Origin of the sequence: Streptomyces sp. NPDC007264, assembly GCF_042869095.1 — a bacterium.
Taxonomy (GTDB): domain Bacteria; phylum Actinomycetota; class Actinomycetes; order Streptomycetales; family Streptomycetaceae; genus Streptomyces.
Genome location: NZ_JBIAFD010000009.1, coordinates 292,535 through 307,225, shown reverse-complemented (window position 1 = coordinate 307,225; position 14,691 = coordinate 292,535). Strand labels below are relative to the sequence as shown.

The window sequence follows — 14,691 nt, the reverse complement described above, 5'->3', positions numbered from 1 at the left end:
TGGCAGTCCCAGGAAGGAGGGACGCCTGGCCGGCCGCGCGCCTCGGCCGCACGGTGGGGACATGACCACCACACTGATCACCGGAGCGAACAAGGGTCTCGGCTTCGAGACCGCCCGCCGGCTCCTCGCCGCGGGCCACACCGTCTGGATCGGCAGCCGCGACGCCGAGCGCGGGCGCCGGGCCGCCGAGCGGCTGGGCGCGCGCACGGTGCCGCTCGACGTCACCGACGACGCGTCCGTCGCGGCCGCGGCCAAGGCCGTCGAGGCCGACGGCGGCCTGGACGGCCTGGTCAACAACGCCGGCGTCGAGGTCCGCGGCACGGGCAACGGCGTGCCCGGTGCCGAGGAGGTGACCGCCGACCAGATGCGGCAGGTGTTCGAGACGAACGTCTTCGGCGCCGTGCGCGTCACCCACGCGTTCCTCCCGCTGCTGCGGCGTTCCGCCGCGCCCGTCGTGGTCAACGTCAGCAGCGGCCTGGCCTCCCTGACCCGGGTCGGTACCCCGGGCACCCCGGCGTACGCCTACCCGGGGGTCGCCTACCCGGCGTCGAAGACCGCGCTCAACATGGTCACGGTGCAGTACGCGAAGGCGTTCCCGCAGATGCGGATCAACGCGGTGGAGCCCGGCTTCACCAGGACCAACCTGAACGGCAACACCGGCATCCAGACCGTGGAACAGGGCGCCGAGATCATCGTGCGCATGGCGCAGGTGGGCCCCGACGGACCCACGGGCGGCTACTTCGACGCCGAGGGCCCCCTCCCCTGGTAGCCGGAGGCGGGGGCTGGCGGGTGTTTCAGCCGGGCAGCAGCCGTCCCCTCCGGGACAGCAGGAACCTCTTGAAGGCCGCCACCGGCGGCGTGTCCACCTGGCCCGCCGGCCAGGCGACGCCGATCTCCCGCACCGCCCGCGGGGCGGTGACCGTCAGCTCCACGACTCCCGGGCGCGGCACGGCCGGTGGCGGCAGCAGGGCCACACCGAGACCGGCCGCCACCAGCCCCCGCAGGGTCTCCGCCTCCTCGCCCTCGAAGGCGACGCGTGGCGTGAACCCGGCCTGCCGGCACAGGTCGTCGGTGATGCGGCGCATTCCGTAGCCGGGCTCCAGGGTCACGAAGGTCTCGTCGGCGGCCTCGGCGAGGCGGACGCGTCTGCGGCCCGCGAGCCGGTGGTCGGCGGGCACGACGAGCCGCAGCTTCTGCTCGTCGAGCCGGCGGCCGACGAGGTCGGGGGCGTCGGGCACCGGCGAGGTCAGGCACAGGTCCAGTTCCCCGGCCCGCAACCCCTCGAGCATCGCCTCGCCGTGGTTCTGGACGAGGCTGAAGCGGACGCGCGGATGGTCGGCGCGGAAGGCGTGGATCAGTCCGGGCACGGTCTCGGCGCCCATCGTGTGCAGGAATCCGAAGGCGACCTTGCCCGCGGCGGGGTCCGCGTCCGCGCGCACCTCCTCGGCGGCCCGCTCGATCTCGGCGAGGGCACGCTCCACGGAGGCGAGGAACGTACGGCCGGCCGGGGTGAGCGAGACCGTGCGGCCGTGGCGGGCGAACAGTTCGACGCCCAGGTCCTGTTCGAGGCGGACGAGGGCGCGGGACAGGGTGGACTGGGGGACCTGCATCTCCTGCGCGGCCCGCGTGACGTGTTCGGTACGGGCGACACCGGCGAAGTACGCCAGGCGCGGCGCGAGTACCGCGACGATGTCTTCTGTGTCACCGGACCGTGACAGGCCGGCGGCCGACCTCCGCTGATGCACCATGGGAACGATTATGGGGTTTCTGTGCATTGGACGGATGAATGGCGGCTCCGTACGGTCGAAGCATGCCTGCCGCCGATACCGGGGCGCCCACCACCGTGGGCGCCGATGCCGTCACCGTCCCCGCCCCCGTCCCCGACGCCCGGATGACTCCCGGAGGTCCCGGCTACCGCCGGATGAGCCTCGCCCTGTTCCTCGCGGGCGTCGCGACCTTCGCCCTCCTCTACTCCACGCAGGCGCTGCTGCCGCTCCTCTCCCGTGACTTCACGGCGACGGCGAGCGCGGCGAGCTGGACGGTGTCGGCCGCGACCGGCGGCCTCGCGCTGTTCGTCCTGCCGATGAGCGCGCTCTCCGAGCGGTTCGGGCGGCGTACGGTCATGACGGCGTCGCTGGCGGTCGCGGTCACCGTCGGCCTGCTGGTCCCCTTCGCCCCGTCGCTGGGCGCGCTGGTCGCACTGCGCGCCGTCCAGGGGGCGGCCCTGGCCGGGCTCCCGGCGTCGGCGACCGCGTATCTGGCCGAGGAGGTCCGCCCCACGGCCCTGATCACGGCCATCGGCCTGTTCGTCGCCGGCAACAGCGTCGGCGGCATGAGCGGCCGGATCATCACCGGCTGGGTCGCGCAGGAGTGGGGCTGGCGGGTCGCCCTGGGCACCATCGGCGCGATCGCGGTCGGCTGCGCGGTGGCCTTCCGCCTGCTGCTCCCGGCGCCGCGGCACTTCAGGGCGGGGTCGCTGCGCCCGCGTGTGCTGGCCCGCACGGTCCGCGGCCACCTCTCCGACCCGCTGCTTGCCCGGCTGTACGCGATCGGCGCGCTGTTCATGACGGTGTTCGGCGGCGTCTACACCATGATCGGCTACCGCCTGACCCGGGAGCCGTTCGGGCTGCCGCAGGGCATCGTCGGCTCGGTCTTCCTGGTGTACCTGGTGGGTACCGTGTCGGCGTCGGCCGCCGGCCGGCTGGTGGGCCGCCTGGGCCGCCGCGGGGCGCTCTATCTGGCGGGCGGCACGACCGCCACGGGCCTGCTGCTGTCCCTGGCCTCGTCGCTGCCGCCGGTGCTGCTCGGCCTGGTCCTGATCACGGCCGGCTTCTTCGCGGGCCACACGGTGGCGTCGTCGGCGGTCAGCCACACGGCGAAGCGGGGCCGTGCGCAGGCCGCCGCCCTCTACCAGTCCGCGTACTACATCGGCTCCAGCACCGGCAGCACCGTCGGCGCGGTGGCCTTCCACGCGGGCGGCTGGGCCGGGACGGTGGGCATGGGCCTGCTGGCGGTGCTCGGCGTCGTGACGATCACGCTGGCCGGGTCGCGGGCGGCCCGGGCCGGGCGGCAGCCCGTGGCGGCCTGAGGCCCCGGCGCGTCCCTCCGGGCCGCGCCGACCGTGCGGCACCCACTCCGGCCTGGCCCTTCGCGCGAGCGGGGGGCCGATGTCAGTGGCCTGCGATAGCTTCCGAAGGGTGGGGCGCAACGGCGCGCACGAGGGAACGGCCACAGGGGTGGGTGGACCATGAGTGACGGCACGGCGACGGCGGACGACCTCGACGTCCGGCTGGAGAAGCACCGCGTGGAGCTCACCGGGTACTGCTACCGCATGCTCGGCTCCTCCTTCGAGGCCGAGGACGCGGTCCAGGACACGATGGTCCGCGCCTGGCGGAGCTACGAGAAGTTCGAGGGCCGCTCGTCCCTGCGCTCATGGCTGTACCGGATCGCGACGAACGTCTGCCTGGACATGCTCAGCGCCGGCAACAAGCGCGCCCGCCCCATGGACCTGACCGACTCCACCCCGCTGGCCCGGGCCGCCCTCGCCCCCCGCCCGGAGGACACCTGGCTGGAGCCGATGCCGGACGCCCGGGTGCTGCCGGCGGTGAGCGACCCCGCGGAGGCCGCGGTGGCGAAGGAATCGGTACGACTCGCGTTCATGGCGGCCCTGCAGCAACTGCCGCCCAAGCAGCGCGCGGTGCTCATCCTGCGCGAGGTGCTCGCCTGGCGGGCGAGCGAGGTCGCCGAGCTGCTCGACACCTCGGTCGCATCGGTCAACAGCGCGCTCCAGCGGGCCCGGGCGACTCTCGCGGAGAAGGGCGGGGAGGGCGCCGAAGCATCCGTCTCCGCCCCGCTCGACGAGGAGCAGCGCAGGCTCCTGGAACGCTATGTGGCGGCCTTCGAGGGCTACGACATGACGGCGCTGACGGCCCTGCTGCACGAGGACGCGGTCATGACGATGCCGCCGTTCGACCTGTGGCTGCGCGGCACGTCGGACATCACCGGTTTCATGACCACGCTCGGCTCCGCCTGCGCGGGCTCGCGGCTGGTGCCGGTCGCGGCCAACGGCCTGCCGGGGTTCGCCCAGTACAAGCCGGATCCGGACACGGGAGGCTTCACGGCCTGGGCGATCCAGGTCCTGGAGACATCAGACGGCCGGCTCACCGGGCTCCACTGCTTCCTCGACACCGAGCGCTGGTTCCCGCTGTTCGGGCTCCCCCTCCACCTCGACGGGGAGGCCGACGACGTCGAGTAACGCCCGCAGCGCGGGCGCCGGACCACGCAACCGGATGCACCCTCCCGCCCGCTTGGCCGCCAGTTGCAGCCGGGCGAGCGCGTCGACGGCCGCGAGCCCCGGCGGACCCAGCGCCGAGGCGTCGCACACCACGACACCCGCGCCGGTCGACTCCAGCAGCGCCCGCACGTCCGCGCCCAGCGCCGCCACCTCGTCACGGCCGAGGAAGGCGGGCAGGACCAGCACAACCGGTGTCGTCGCATCCACGGAGGGTGGACCGGCTGGAGCCGCGCAACTCATCGGCTCCGACGCGGGTGAGTCCCTACTCGGCCGGGAATTCGCTGGTGTCGAGGGAGAGGTCGAAGGGCGCGGGCAGCTTGACGGCCTCGCCGAACTTGGCCTCGGCCAGCACCTGGTAGACATCGCCCTTGGGCTCGCCGTACAGCGTCGCCGTGGGACCGCCGGAGGCCCAGCGGTCGACGAGGAGATACAGGGGGATGCCCGCGGTCGCGTAGGCGGCCGGCTTGGTGACGCGGTCGTGGCGGGCGTTGGACCTGGAGGTGACCTCGACGACGAGTTCGGCCAGGGCGGCCGGGATGTGGGAGTCCGCGTCCGTGCGCTCCTGCACCGGGACCACCACGAGGTCCGGGATGAGCATGCCCATACGCGACGGCACGGCGATCGCCAGCGTCTGGTAGACCCCCCAGTCTTCGGGGATCACGGAGTAGAGGCGGCGATGGATGCGTTCCGCGATCATGTTGTGGCGGTACGCGGGAGAAGGTGACGCGGTGATGATCCCCTCGATGATCTCCACCTTGCTGCCCTCGGGCCGTTCCATCTCCTCCCAGAACCGGACGAGGTCGTCCCAGCTCTGCTCGGGGTCGTGGCCCACGGTGAGTGCGCTCATGGCGGTCTCCCATCGGTTGCGTCACCGAGTCCAGCATGCCGAACGGGACCGGCGCCGGTCCACCGATCCCGTTCACCCGCAAGGGGAATCCGCAGGTCAGGCGATACGTTCCCGCACCACCGGCGGCGCGGTGAAGGCCGTGTCCGGGGTCGCGATGCCGTACGCGCCCTCGATCGCCTCCAGGGCGTACGCGAAGCGTTCCGGGGTGTCCGTGTGCAGGGTGAGCAGGGGACTGCCCGCCGTCACCCGGTCACCCGGCTTGGCGTGCATCTCGATGCCCGCCGCCGCCTGCACCGGGTCCTCCTTGCGGGCACGGCCGGCGCCGAGGCGCCAGGCGGCGACGCCGATGCCGTAGGCGTCCAGGCGGGTCAGCACGCCCGACGACGGCGCCGTGATCACGTGCTGCTCGCGGGAGGCGGGCAGCGGCGCGTCCGGGTCGCCGCCCTGGGCGCGGATCATGCGGCGCCAGACGTCCATCGCGGAGCCGTCGGCCAGGGCCTTCGCCGGGTCGGCGTCCTTCAGTCCGGCCGCGTCCAGCATCTCCCGCGCCAGCGCCAGGGTCAGGTCCACGACGTCCGTCGGGCCGCCGCCCGCCAGGACCTCCACGGACTCGCGGACCTCCAGCGCGTTGCCCGCGGTCAGGCCGAGCGGCGTCGACATGTCCGTCAGGAGCGCGACCGTGCGCACCCCGTGGTCGGTGCCCAGGCCCACCATCGTCCGCGCCAGTTCGCGGGCGTCCTGAAGGGTCTTCATGAAGGCGCCGTTGCCCACCTTCACGTCGAGGACGAGCGAGCCGGTCCCCTCCGCGATCTTCTTCGACATGATCGACGAGGCGATCAGCGGGATCGCCTCGACCGTCCCGGTGACGTCGCGGAGCGCGTACAGCTTCCTGTCCGCGGGCGCCAGGCCGTCGCCCGCGGCGCAGATCACCGCGCCCGTCGTGTCGAGGACGTGCAGCATCTCCTCGTTCGACAGCAGCGCGCGCCAGCCCGGGATCGACTCCAGCTTGTCCAGGGTGCCTCCGGTGTGCCCGAGGCCGCGGCCCGACAGCTGCGGGACCGCCGCACCGCAGGCGGCGACCAGCGGTGCCAGCGGCAGCGTGATCTTGTCGCCGACGCCGCCCGTGGAGTGCTTGTCGGCGGTCGGGCGGGACAGCGACGAGAAGTCCATACGCTCGCCGGAGGCGATCATCGCCGCGGTCCAGCGGGCGATCTCGCGGCGGTTCATGCCGTTGAGCAGGATGGCCATCGCGAGCGCGGACATCTGCTCGTCGGCGACCTCGCCCCGCGTGTACGCGTCGACGACCCAGTCGATCTGCTCGTCGCTCAGCTCACCGCGGTCCCGCTTGGTGCGGATGACGGAGATGGCGTCCATGGCGATGGCTTCCTTCCGAAGGTGCGAAGCTGTGCGGCCCCTGCGAGCCGTGACGCACGACTCGCAGGGGCCGCACGGAGTCACAGGGTGAGATGGTCCGGCCCGAAGGGCTGCGGCAGTATCGCGGAGAGCGGCAGGATCCCGGCCGGTGTCTCCAGCAGCAGATGGGGGCCGCCGAACTCGTACAGCAGCTGCCGGCAGCGGCCGCAGGGGATGAGGACGTCCCCGTTGCCGTCCACGCAGGTGAAGTGCGTCAGCCGGCCGCCCCCGGTGTTCTGCAGCTGCGAGACCAGCCCGCACTCGGCGCACAGGCTGATGCCGTACGAGGCGTTCTCCACGTTGCAGCCGGTGACGATGCGCCCGTCGTCGACCAGGGCCGCGACGCCGACCGGGTAGCCCGAGTAGGGGGCGTAGGCGCGGGACATCGCCGCGCACGCCTCCTCCCTCAGGGCCGCCCAGTCGACCGTCGCGGGCCGCGTCACTTGCCCTGTCCCTTCCGGTACGGCAGGCCGTCCGCCTTCGGCATCCGCAGATGCTGCGCGGACAGCGAGAGCACCAGCAGCGTGACGAGGTACGGGGTGGCGGACACGAGTTGCTTCGGGACCTCGTTCGTGTCGACGTACCAGAGGAACATCAGGGCCGAGACCACGGCCGTGATCACGGCGGGGACGTACTTCTTCCGCCATGCGAGGTACACGGCGCCGAACACCAGCAGGATCGCCAGCAGCAGGATCAGGGCGTGGACGTTGGTGGTGCCGCCGCGCAGGTTGAGGCTGTCGGTGTAGCCGAACAGGCCCGCGCCGAGGGCGAGTCCGCCCGGCATCCAGTTGCCGAAGATCATCGCGGCCAGACCGATGTAGCCGCGGCCGGCCGTCTGGCCGTCCAGGTACACGTTGGACGCCACGATGGACAGGAAGGCCCCGCCCAGACCGGCGAAACCGCCGGAGATGATCACGGCGAGGTACTTGTACCTGTAGACGTTGACGCCCAGCGACTCCGCCGCCACCGGGTTCTCGCCGCAGGAGCGCAGCCGCAGGCCGAAGGCGGTGCGCCACAGCACCCACCAGCTCAGCGGGACGAGGGCGACCGCGACGACGGTGAGCGGCGACAGGTCGGTGACCAGTCCGCCGATCAGGCCGGCGAGGTCCGAGACGAGGAACCAGTGCTTCTGGTTGAGCGTGTCCATCGCGCCGGACAGACCGGGGATGTCGAAGGTGCCCAGCGAGTCGATCGGCGGGGACTGCTTGGAGGAGCCTTGCGGCAGGTCGTCGAACGTGAACTTCGACAGATAGCGGGTGGCGCCGAGGGCGAGGATGTTGAGGGCCACACCGGAGACGATGTGGTTCACGTTGAAGGTGATGGTGGCGACGGCGTGCAGGACGGCGCCCAGCGCGCCGCCGACGACGCCGAAGGCGACACCCGTCCAGGGGCCCCACTGGTAGCCCGCCCAGGCGCCGAACCAGGTGCCGAGGATCATCATGCCCTCGAGTCCGATGTTGACGACGCCGGAGCGCTCGGACCACAGGCCGCCGAGGCCCGCGAGGCCGATCGGCACGGCCAGCCGCAGGGCCGTGGACATCTGGCCGGTCGAGGTGATGCCGTTGGCTCCGCTGATCATGCGGACCACCGAGGTGAGCACGAGGATGCCCGCGATGACGAGCAGGAGCACGGGGAGCGAGAGGCGGCGGCCGCCCTTGACGGGCTGCTGCGCCTTCGGCTTCGCGACGGTCGCGGTGGTCATCGGGCCGCCACCTCCTTCTGGTGCGAGTTGATGGTGCCGACGGTTTCCGCGGCGAGCTCGGCGCCGACGCGCTTCTGGTGGCGGCGCAGACCCCATTGGCGTACGGCTTCGTACGAGATGACGACCGCGAAGACGATGAGGCCCTGCATGATCGTGGCGATCTCCTTCTCGTACGCCACCGGGGTGGCGTAGTCGAGGGCCGGGGAGGTCTTCTCCAGGAAGGCCCACAGCAGGGCGGCCAGCGCGATGCCGCCGGGGTTGTTGCGGCCGAGCAGGGCGATGCCGATCGCGGTGAAGCCGAGGCCCGCGGGGAAGGTGAGGGCGTAGGTGTGGGCGTCGCCGAGCAGCAGCGGCAGGCCGGAGAGGCCGGCGACGCCGCCGGAGATCAGCATCGCCGTGAGGACCATCTTCTTGGCGTCGACGCCGGAGGCCGCGGCGGCGGTCTCCGAGGCGCCGGTGGCCCGCAGGTCGAAGCCGAAGCGGGTGCGGTTGAGGACGAGCCAGTAGGCGACGCCCAGGGCGGCGGCGAGGAAGACCAGGCCGTAGATCTCGCCGACGTCCGGGCCCAGGTCGATGCCGGGCACCCAGCCGGACTCCTTCATCACACCGGTCGTGTTGTTGTCGCCGACCAGCACGCCGAAGTTGTCGGTGAGGGTGAGGTAGCCGATGAGGCTGGTGGCGATCGCGTTGAGCATGATCGTCGCGACCACCTCGCTGACGCCCCGGGTGACCTTCAGCACGCCCGCGATGCCGGACCAGAAGGCGCCGGTGAGGGCGCCGACGAGCAGCAGCATCGGGATCTGCAGGAAGGACGGCAGGGCCACGTGCGCGCCGACGATGGCGGTCGTCACGGCTGCCAGGCGGTACTGGCCGTCGACGCCGATGTTGAAGAGGTTCATGCGGAAGCCGAGGGCGACCGCGAGCGCGGCGATGTAGTACAGCGACGCCTGGTTGATGATCAGGACCTGGACGTCGGAGAACGCCGCCTGCTCGATCATCAGCCGGTACGGCTCGAACGGGTTCTTGCCGGAGGCGATCAGCACGACCGAGGTGAGCAGGATCGCGGAGACCAGCGCGATGACCGGACCGGCCACCGCGAGCAGCACCCGCTCCTTGTCGAACTTCTTCATCGGGCCTCGTCCTCCGGGGCGGCGTCCGTTGCGTGGTCGGTGGATTCCTCCACGTGTTCCAGGTGGCCCGACACGGCACCCGTCATGGCCGAGCCCAGCTCCTGCGCGGTGATGGCGGCCGGGTCGGCGTCGGCGACCAGCCTGCCGTTGTAGATCACCCGCAGGGTGTCCGAGAGGCCGATCAGCTCGTCCAGGTCGGCGGAGATCAGCAGCACGGCCAGGCCGGCCCGGCGGGCCTCGCGGATCCGGTCCCAGATCTGCGCCTGCGCGCCGACGTCCACCCCGCGCGTGGGGTGGGCGGCGATCAGGAACTTCGGGTCGTGGCTCATCTCACGGCCGACGATCAGCTTCTGCTGGTTGCCGCCGGACAGGGAGGCGGCGGTGACGTCGATCCCGGGTGTGCGCACGTCGAACTCCTCGACGATGCGCCGGGTGTCCTCCTGGGCGCCCTTCGGGTCGAGCCAGACGCCCTTGGCGTTGGGGCGCTCGGTGACGTGGCCCAGGATGCGGTTCTCCCACAGCGGGGACTCCAGGAGCAGGCCCTGGCGCTGACGGTCCTCGGGGATGTAGCCGATGCCCAGTTCACGCAGGCTGCGGGTGCTCCAGCCGGTGACGTCCTGGCCGAGGAAGGTGATGGAGCCGGAGTCGGTCCGCTTGAGCCCGATCAGCGCGGCGATGAGTTCGCTCTGGCCGTTGCCCTCGACGCCGGCGATGCCCAGGACCTCGCCCGCGTGGATGGTGAAGGTGATGTCGTCGAGGACGCGCCGTGTGCCGTCCGCCGCTGCCGTGTCCGGCGCGGGCAGACCGGCGCCCGCGGGGGCGGCGCCCGCGGGCTCGGTGAGCGGCCCGGAGGCGGCGCCGCCGCCCGCGAGGACGGTGAGTCCCTCGACCTGGATGACGGGCTTGTCGGTGACGGTGGACTCGGCGGTCTCCGGCGTGGGCAGTTCGCTGCCGACCATGAGTTCGGCGAGTTGGCGCGGGGTCGTCTCGGAGGGTACGGCGGTGCCGACCGTCGTACCGCGGCGGATGACGGTGATGTCGTCGGCGACCGACAGGACCTCGCCCAGCTTGTGCGAGATGAAGATGACGGACAGGCCCTCGGCCTTCAGTTCGCGCAGGTTGCGGAAGAGCGCGTCGACCTCCTGCGGGACGAGCACGGCGGTCGGCTCGTCCAGGATCAGGATCCTGGCGCCGCGGTAGAGGACCTTGAGGATCTCCACGCGCTGGCGGTCGGCGACGCCGAGGTCCTCGACCAGGACGTCGGGGCGTACGCCCAGCCCGTACCGCTCGGAGATCTCCTTGATCCTCCTGCGCGCGCCGCCGCCGATGCCGTGCAGCTTCTCGCTGCCGAGGACGACGTTCTCCAGCACCGTGAGGTTGTCGGCGAGCATGAAGTGCTGGTGGACCATGCCGATGCCGCGCGCGATGGCGTCGGCGGGACTGTTGAAGACCACCTGCTCGCCGTCCACGGTGATCGTGCCCTCGTCCGGCTTCTGCATGCCGTAGAGGATCTTCATCAGCGTCGACTTGCCGGCGCCGTTCTCGCCGACGAGGGCGTGCACGGTGCCCTTGCGCACCGCGAGGTCGATGTCGTGGTTGGCGACGACACCGGGGAAGCGCTTGGTGATCCCCGCCAGCTCGACCGCGATCGTCGACAGTGCGGTGAGCGGAGGGCTGCTGGACGCGTCGATGGCGCACTCTCCTTGGAAAAAGGGCTATCTACGCGCGTAGCGCCCCTGCCTTGAATAGTGCCCGGACCCGACCGGATCCCGATGAGGTCTCCGGTCCGCTCCGAGCGTGGTGCCGCGCGAACGGGGCGCGAGCAGGTCATCCTCCCCTCACCCCGTTCCGCGGCCGTAACGCTGCCATTACGGCGACGCGTTGACCATGGTCCGTGACGACCTTTCGGCCCGGACTTCGGGCCCATGGACGTCAGGACGTCTTGACCGTGATCGTGCCGTCCTTGATGCCCTGCTCGGCCTTCTTCAGCGCGGCCTGCAGATCGGCGTCGTTCTTGAACACCGGGTTGGAGTCGGCCAGGCCGACGCCGCCGTTGTCGAGGCTGCCGCGAACCTCGCCGGACAGCGGCTTCTTGTCCTTGACCACCGACTTGGCCAGCTCGTACACCGCACCGGAGACGTTCTTCAGGGCGGAGGTGAGGATGGAGTTCTTGTACGCCGACAGGGCGCCCTGCGCGTACTGGTCGGAGTCGACGCCGATCGCCCACACCTTGTGCGCGGCGGCGGCCTTGATGACGCCCTGACCCGACAGGCCGGCCGCGTGGTAGACGACGTCCGCTCCGGCGTCGATCTGGCCGTTCGCGGCGTTCTCGCCCTTGTCGGGGCTGGAGAAGCCGCCCTCCGCGGGCGTCTGGGTCAGGTACTGCGACTCGATCTTGATCTTCGGGTCGACCGACCTGGCGCCCTGGACGAAGCCCGCCTCGAACTTGTGGATGAGCGGGATGTCCACACCGCCGATGAAGCCGATGTGGTTCTTCTTGGTGGTCTTCGCGGCGGTGATGCCCGCCAGGTACGACGCCTGCTCCTCGTGGAAGACCATGTCGGCGACGTTCTTCAGCTGGATCGTGTTGTCGTCGATGATGCCGAAGCTGACCTTCGGGTACTTGGCCGCCACCTGCTTGACGGCCGGCGCGTAGGCGAAGCCCACCCCGATGACCGGGTTGTAGCCCGACTTGGCCAGCGTCTCCAGACGCTGCACCTTGTCGGCGTCGGACTCGCCGTCCTGCGGCTCGATGTCCCGGCCGCCGACACCGAAGTCCTTCTCGGCCTTCTGGAAACCGGCGTACGCGGCATCGTTGAACGACTGGTCGCCCTTGCCGCCGACGTCGTAGGCGAGACCGATGCCCTTGCTCTTGCCACTGCCGCCGGCGGATTCGCCGGACGAACTGCCACAGGCGGAAACGGTCACGGCAAGGGCTGCGGTGGCGACGCCTGCAACGGCGATACGGGACACCCGGCGCATGGAACGAGACTCCTTCGTGCAAGCGCCCCTACCAGGCGCTGGTTCCGCGGCAGCGTAACGCGCGTAGACCGGCCGGAAAAACCCTTCTGTCCGGTCCGTTATCGAGATGTGGCCGCGGAGGGCGCGCGGGGTACGGAGGGGGACCTTCTGTGGCTGAGAGTGAAGGCGCGACAGGGATCAGGGGACCAGCGACGGTGGGGCGACCGTCCGTGCTCGGTCGTAGAGGTCACGGGCCGCCGCGTTCTTCAGGTGGGGGCGCAGAAGGCCGAACATCGCTTTCACGCGGTCGTCGGCGCGACCGGACTGCACCATCGGGTAGTCGTCGAGCGCCTGATGCCAGGTGGCGCAGGCGGCTTCCAGGTGACCGATCTCCAGTTGGCGCTCAGCCAGGGTGGCGCGGTGCCGTACGCGGGCGCGGCGGTAGACGCTGTAGCGCACCTTGTCCGACTCCTGCATGGCTTCGATGGCGCCGGAAACGTCACCGAGTTCGTAACGGACCTGGCTGATGTGGTAATTGAGCGCTGCGGGATCGTACGAACCGAACGCCTTGCCACGCGACTCGGCGCGGTCCATGGCTCCCTCAGCCTCGCGGATGTACCGCAGTGCGCCCGCCCGGTTGCCTGTCTGCGCGGCGGCATGTGCCTGCTGACCTGCGAGGAAGGCCTGCATGCGGGGCCCGGCTTTCGGGGAGGCGGCAGCAGCAACGTCGGCTAGTTCCACAGCTTTCACCCCATGGCGGAGGTCCACTGCCTGGACGCTCATGCCGCGCAGGGTGGTGCAGTAGGTCAGGTGGTCCTCGGCCGCGCCCGCCAGCTCCAGGGCCTTGATGTAGTAGCGCTGCGCCAGGCCGTGCAGTCCCTCGTCCACGGCCATGTAGCCGGTCAGATACAGCAGGTCCGAAGCCGCGGACAGCATCGCCTTTCGCACGTCTTCGGGTGCGTCGACGCGGAGGTAAGAGGTCACGGTGTTGACCATGAACGAGGCAGCCATGGGCCGTGCGTGGCGACCGCCGAACTGGTCGTCCAGTTCCGAGACGCGCTCGGTCATGGCGATGACCATGTCCACTTCGTTCATGCCGATGCGGGTGGTGCGGCCGGACTGGATGGCTTCGGCCCGTTCGATCACGTCGGGCCAGCCGGGGATGGTGAGGGCCACCGAGAACAGACCGGCTCCCAGGACGCTGCGGCGGGACGGGTCCATGTCGTGCCTCCCCAGGTCGATTAGGCCTTCCACGGTATCCGCGGCGGTGGGGGAGTGATCGTGGGAGACGGGTAGGCCGGCCTCAGCGTGGGTGACAGGGCGGCCGAGGCGGCGGGAGAGGGCTTCGAGGATGCACGCTCGTACGCCGCTGCGGGGGACCGTGCCGCTGAGCCAGTGGCTTACCGCCGACTCGTCGTAGCGCAGGGGGGTGCCGGCTTCGGTGCCGACGCGGTTCACCGCCCGCGCGAACTGGCGGTGAGTCCAGCGGCTTTCGGCGAGGAGGCGCCTGAGCGCCACGTTCGGTTCTCGCTTGGCCATGCCGTCAACTCCTCGTGCCCTTGCGAACTTTCAAGGCTTTCAAGTCCTGGCGCTGCGGCAACGGTACCGCTGAGCGTGGTCGTGCGGTTGCGTAGAGCAACAGGGAACGGCGACTCCTCGCCGCATCCGTCGTCCGAGGGACTCAAGACATGAGAAGCGAAGCGCGGGCCCGGCTGGCCCGGATGACTGAGGAGCGGGGCATGGACGGGATGTTGAGGATCGATACCTACGAGGGCGCGGACATACCGCCGGGTTCGAATCGGTTCTCGGCGTGTCGCTGCCCGCAGCACTGCCCTACGACGTCGGAGGACGGGACAGCGACACTGAGCGCCGCAGTACGCGAGGCCAACGAGCGCAGTCGCGGAGAGCGACTGTGAGTCGGTTGACCGCTGTCGTCGGCGCTACGCAGGACCGCTCCTGATCACCACCGTCTCGGGGTCGGTCGGCTTCGTCCTCGATGTCACCGCGCGTCCGCACCCACCTGACTACTCCCCGTCACGAATCCAGGCTCCCCAGCCGTGACGCGGGAGGGCCCGCCGCCGAAGGCGGTGGGCATCCCGTCCGGCTGCCTTCTTCGCAAGGGTCCGGCAGCCGGACGGGGTCAACTCCGCAGCATTCGCCGCGGAGTCCACTGAAAACCGTAAGGGAGAAAGCAATGAACGTGGACGAGCTGTTCACCGGCAACTTGATCACCGGCGTCCCGGCCGTCGAGGCCACGCTGCTCGACAAGATGCCGGGCGGCGGCGACAACAACGGCGACCACTGCAGCAAGTGATCCAGGGCTGACACGCCAGGCGGGGTGGGG

13 protein-coding genes are annotated in these 14,691 nt (G+C 70.9%); 3 read left to right on the top strand and 10 right to left on the bottom strand.

What is annotated here, in order from left to right:
• Positions 1-61: 61 nt before the first annotated feature.
• A complete protein-coding gene (locus tag ACFYMU_RS18435; protein WP_388373990.1) occupies positions 62-769 on the top strand; it encodes an SDR family NAD(P)-dependent oxidoreductase in 708 nt (235 codons plus the stop codon).
• A gap of 25 nt (positions 770-794) precedes the next feature.
• On the opposite strand, the gene ACFYMU_RS18430 is transcribed toward ACFYMU_RS18435, so the two are convergent.
• Positions 795-1,748, bottom strand: coding sequence for a LysR family transcriptional regulator (locus ACFYMU_RS18430; RefSeq protein WP_388373988.1), 954 nt, complete (start codon positions 1,746-1,748; stop codon positions 795-797).
• Positions 1,749-1,810: 62 nt separating this feature from the next.
• Here ACFYMU_RS18430 and ACFYMU_RS18425 point away from each other — a divergent pair, with 62 nt between their 5' ends.
• Both ACFYMU_RS18425 and ACFYMU_RS18420 read left to right on the top strand, forming a co-directional pair.
• Entirely contained in the window at positions 1,811-3,088 is a 1,278-nt protein-coding gene (locus tag ACFYMU_RS18425; protein WP_388373987.1) for an MFS transporter, read from the top strand.
• 159 nt (positions 3,089-3,247) lie between these two features.
• Entirely contained in the window at positions 3,248-4,255 is a 1,008-nt protein-coding gene (locus ACFYMU_RS18420) for a sigma-70 family RNA polymerase sigma factor (protein ID WP_388373985.1), read from the top strand.
• On the opposite strand, the gene ACFYMU_RS18415 is transcribed toward ACFYMU_RS18420, so the two are convergent.
• The 9 genes from ACFYMU_RS18415 to ACFYMU_RS18375 all read right to left on the bottom strand — a co-directional run bounded on the left by ACFYMU_RS18415 (position 4,148) and on the right by ACFYMU_RS18375 (position 13,886).
• Positions 4,148-4,534: an STAS domain-containing protein gene (locus ACFYMU_RS18415; RefSeq protein ID WP_388373983.1), complete on the bottom strand. Its 387-nt coding sequence runs from the start codon at positions 4,532-4,534 to the stop codon at positions 4,148-4,150. The genes ACFYMU_RS18420 and ACFYMU_RS18415 overlap by 108 nt on opposite strands.
• Before the next feature lie 22 nt (positions 4,535-4,556).
• Positions 4,557-5,141, bottom strand: a complete 585-nt coding sequence (locus ACFYMU_RS18410) for a Uma2 family endonuclease (protein WP_388373981.1) — start codon at positions 5,139-5,141, stop codon at positions 4,557-4,559.
• 96 nt (positions 5,142-5,237) lie between these two features.
• Positions 5,238-6,515, bottom strand: a complete 1,278-nt coding sequence (locus ACFYMU_RS18405; protein ID WP_388373979.1) for a thymidine phosphorylase — start codon at positions 6,513-6,515, stop codon at positions 5,238-5,240.
• Positions 6,516-6,595: 80 nt separating this feature from the next.
• Positions 6,596-6,997, bottom strand: a complete 402-nt coding sequence (locus ACFYMU_RS18400) for a cytidine deaminase (RefSeq protein ID WP_388373977.1) — start codon at positions 6,995-6,997, stop codon at positions 6,596-6,598.
• On the bottom strand, positions 6,994-8,256 hold the full coding sequence (locus tag ACFYMU_RS18395) for an ABC transporter permease (RefSeq protein ID WP_388373976.1): 1,263 nt from the start codon (positions 8,254-8,256) through the stop codon (positions 6,994-6,996). Before ACFYMU_RS18395 ends, ACFYMU_RS18400 begins: the two co-directional genes overlap by 4 nt.
• Positions 8,253-9,386, bottom strand: a complete 1,134-nt coding sequence (locus tag ACFYMU_RS18390) for an ABC transporter permease (RefSeq protein WP_388373975.1) — start codon at positions 9,384-9,386, stop codon at positions 8,253-8,255. The genes ACFYMU_RS18395 and ACFYMU_RS18390 overlap by 4 nt, the downstream gene beginning before the upstream one ends.
• Positions 9,383-11,044, bottom strand: coding sequence for an ABC transporter ATP-binding protein (locus tag ACFYMU_RS18385; protein ID WP_388374061.1), 1,662 nt, complete (start codon positions 11,042-11,044; stop codon positions 9,383-9,385). The genes ACFYMU_RS18390 and ACFYMU_RS18385 overlap by 4 nt, the downstream gene beginning before the upstream one ends.
• Before the next feature lie 274 nt (positions 11,045-11,318).
• The gene (locus ACFYMU_RS18380) at positions 11,319-12,368 is read right to left on the bottom strand and encodes a BMP family protein (RefSeq protein WP_388373973.1); all 1,050 of its coding nucleotides are present in this window, start codon (positions 12,366-12,368) and stop codon (positions 11,319-11,321) included.
• A 177-nt stretch (positions 12,369-12,545) separates the two neighbouring features.
• Positions 12,546-13,886, bottom strand: a complete 1,341-nt coding sequence (locus ACFYMU_RS18375) for a tetratricopeptide repeat protein (protein WP_388373971.1) — start codon at positions 13,884-13,886, stop codon at positions 12,546-12,548.
• Between the last annotated feature and the right edge of the window lie 805 nt (positions 13,887-14,691).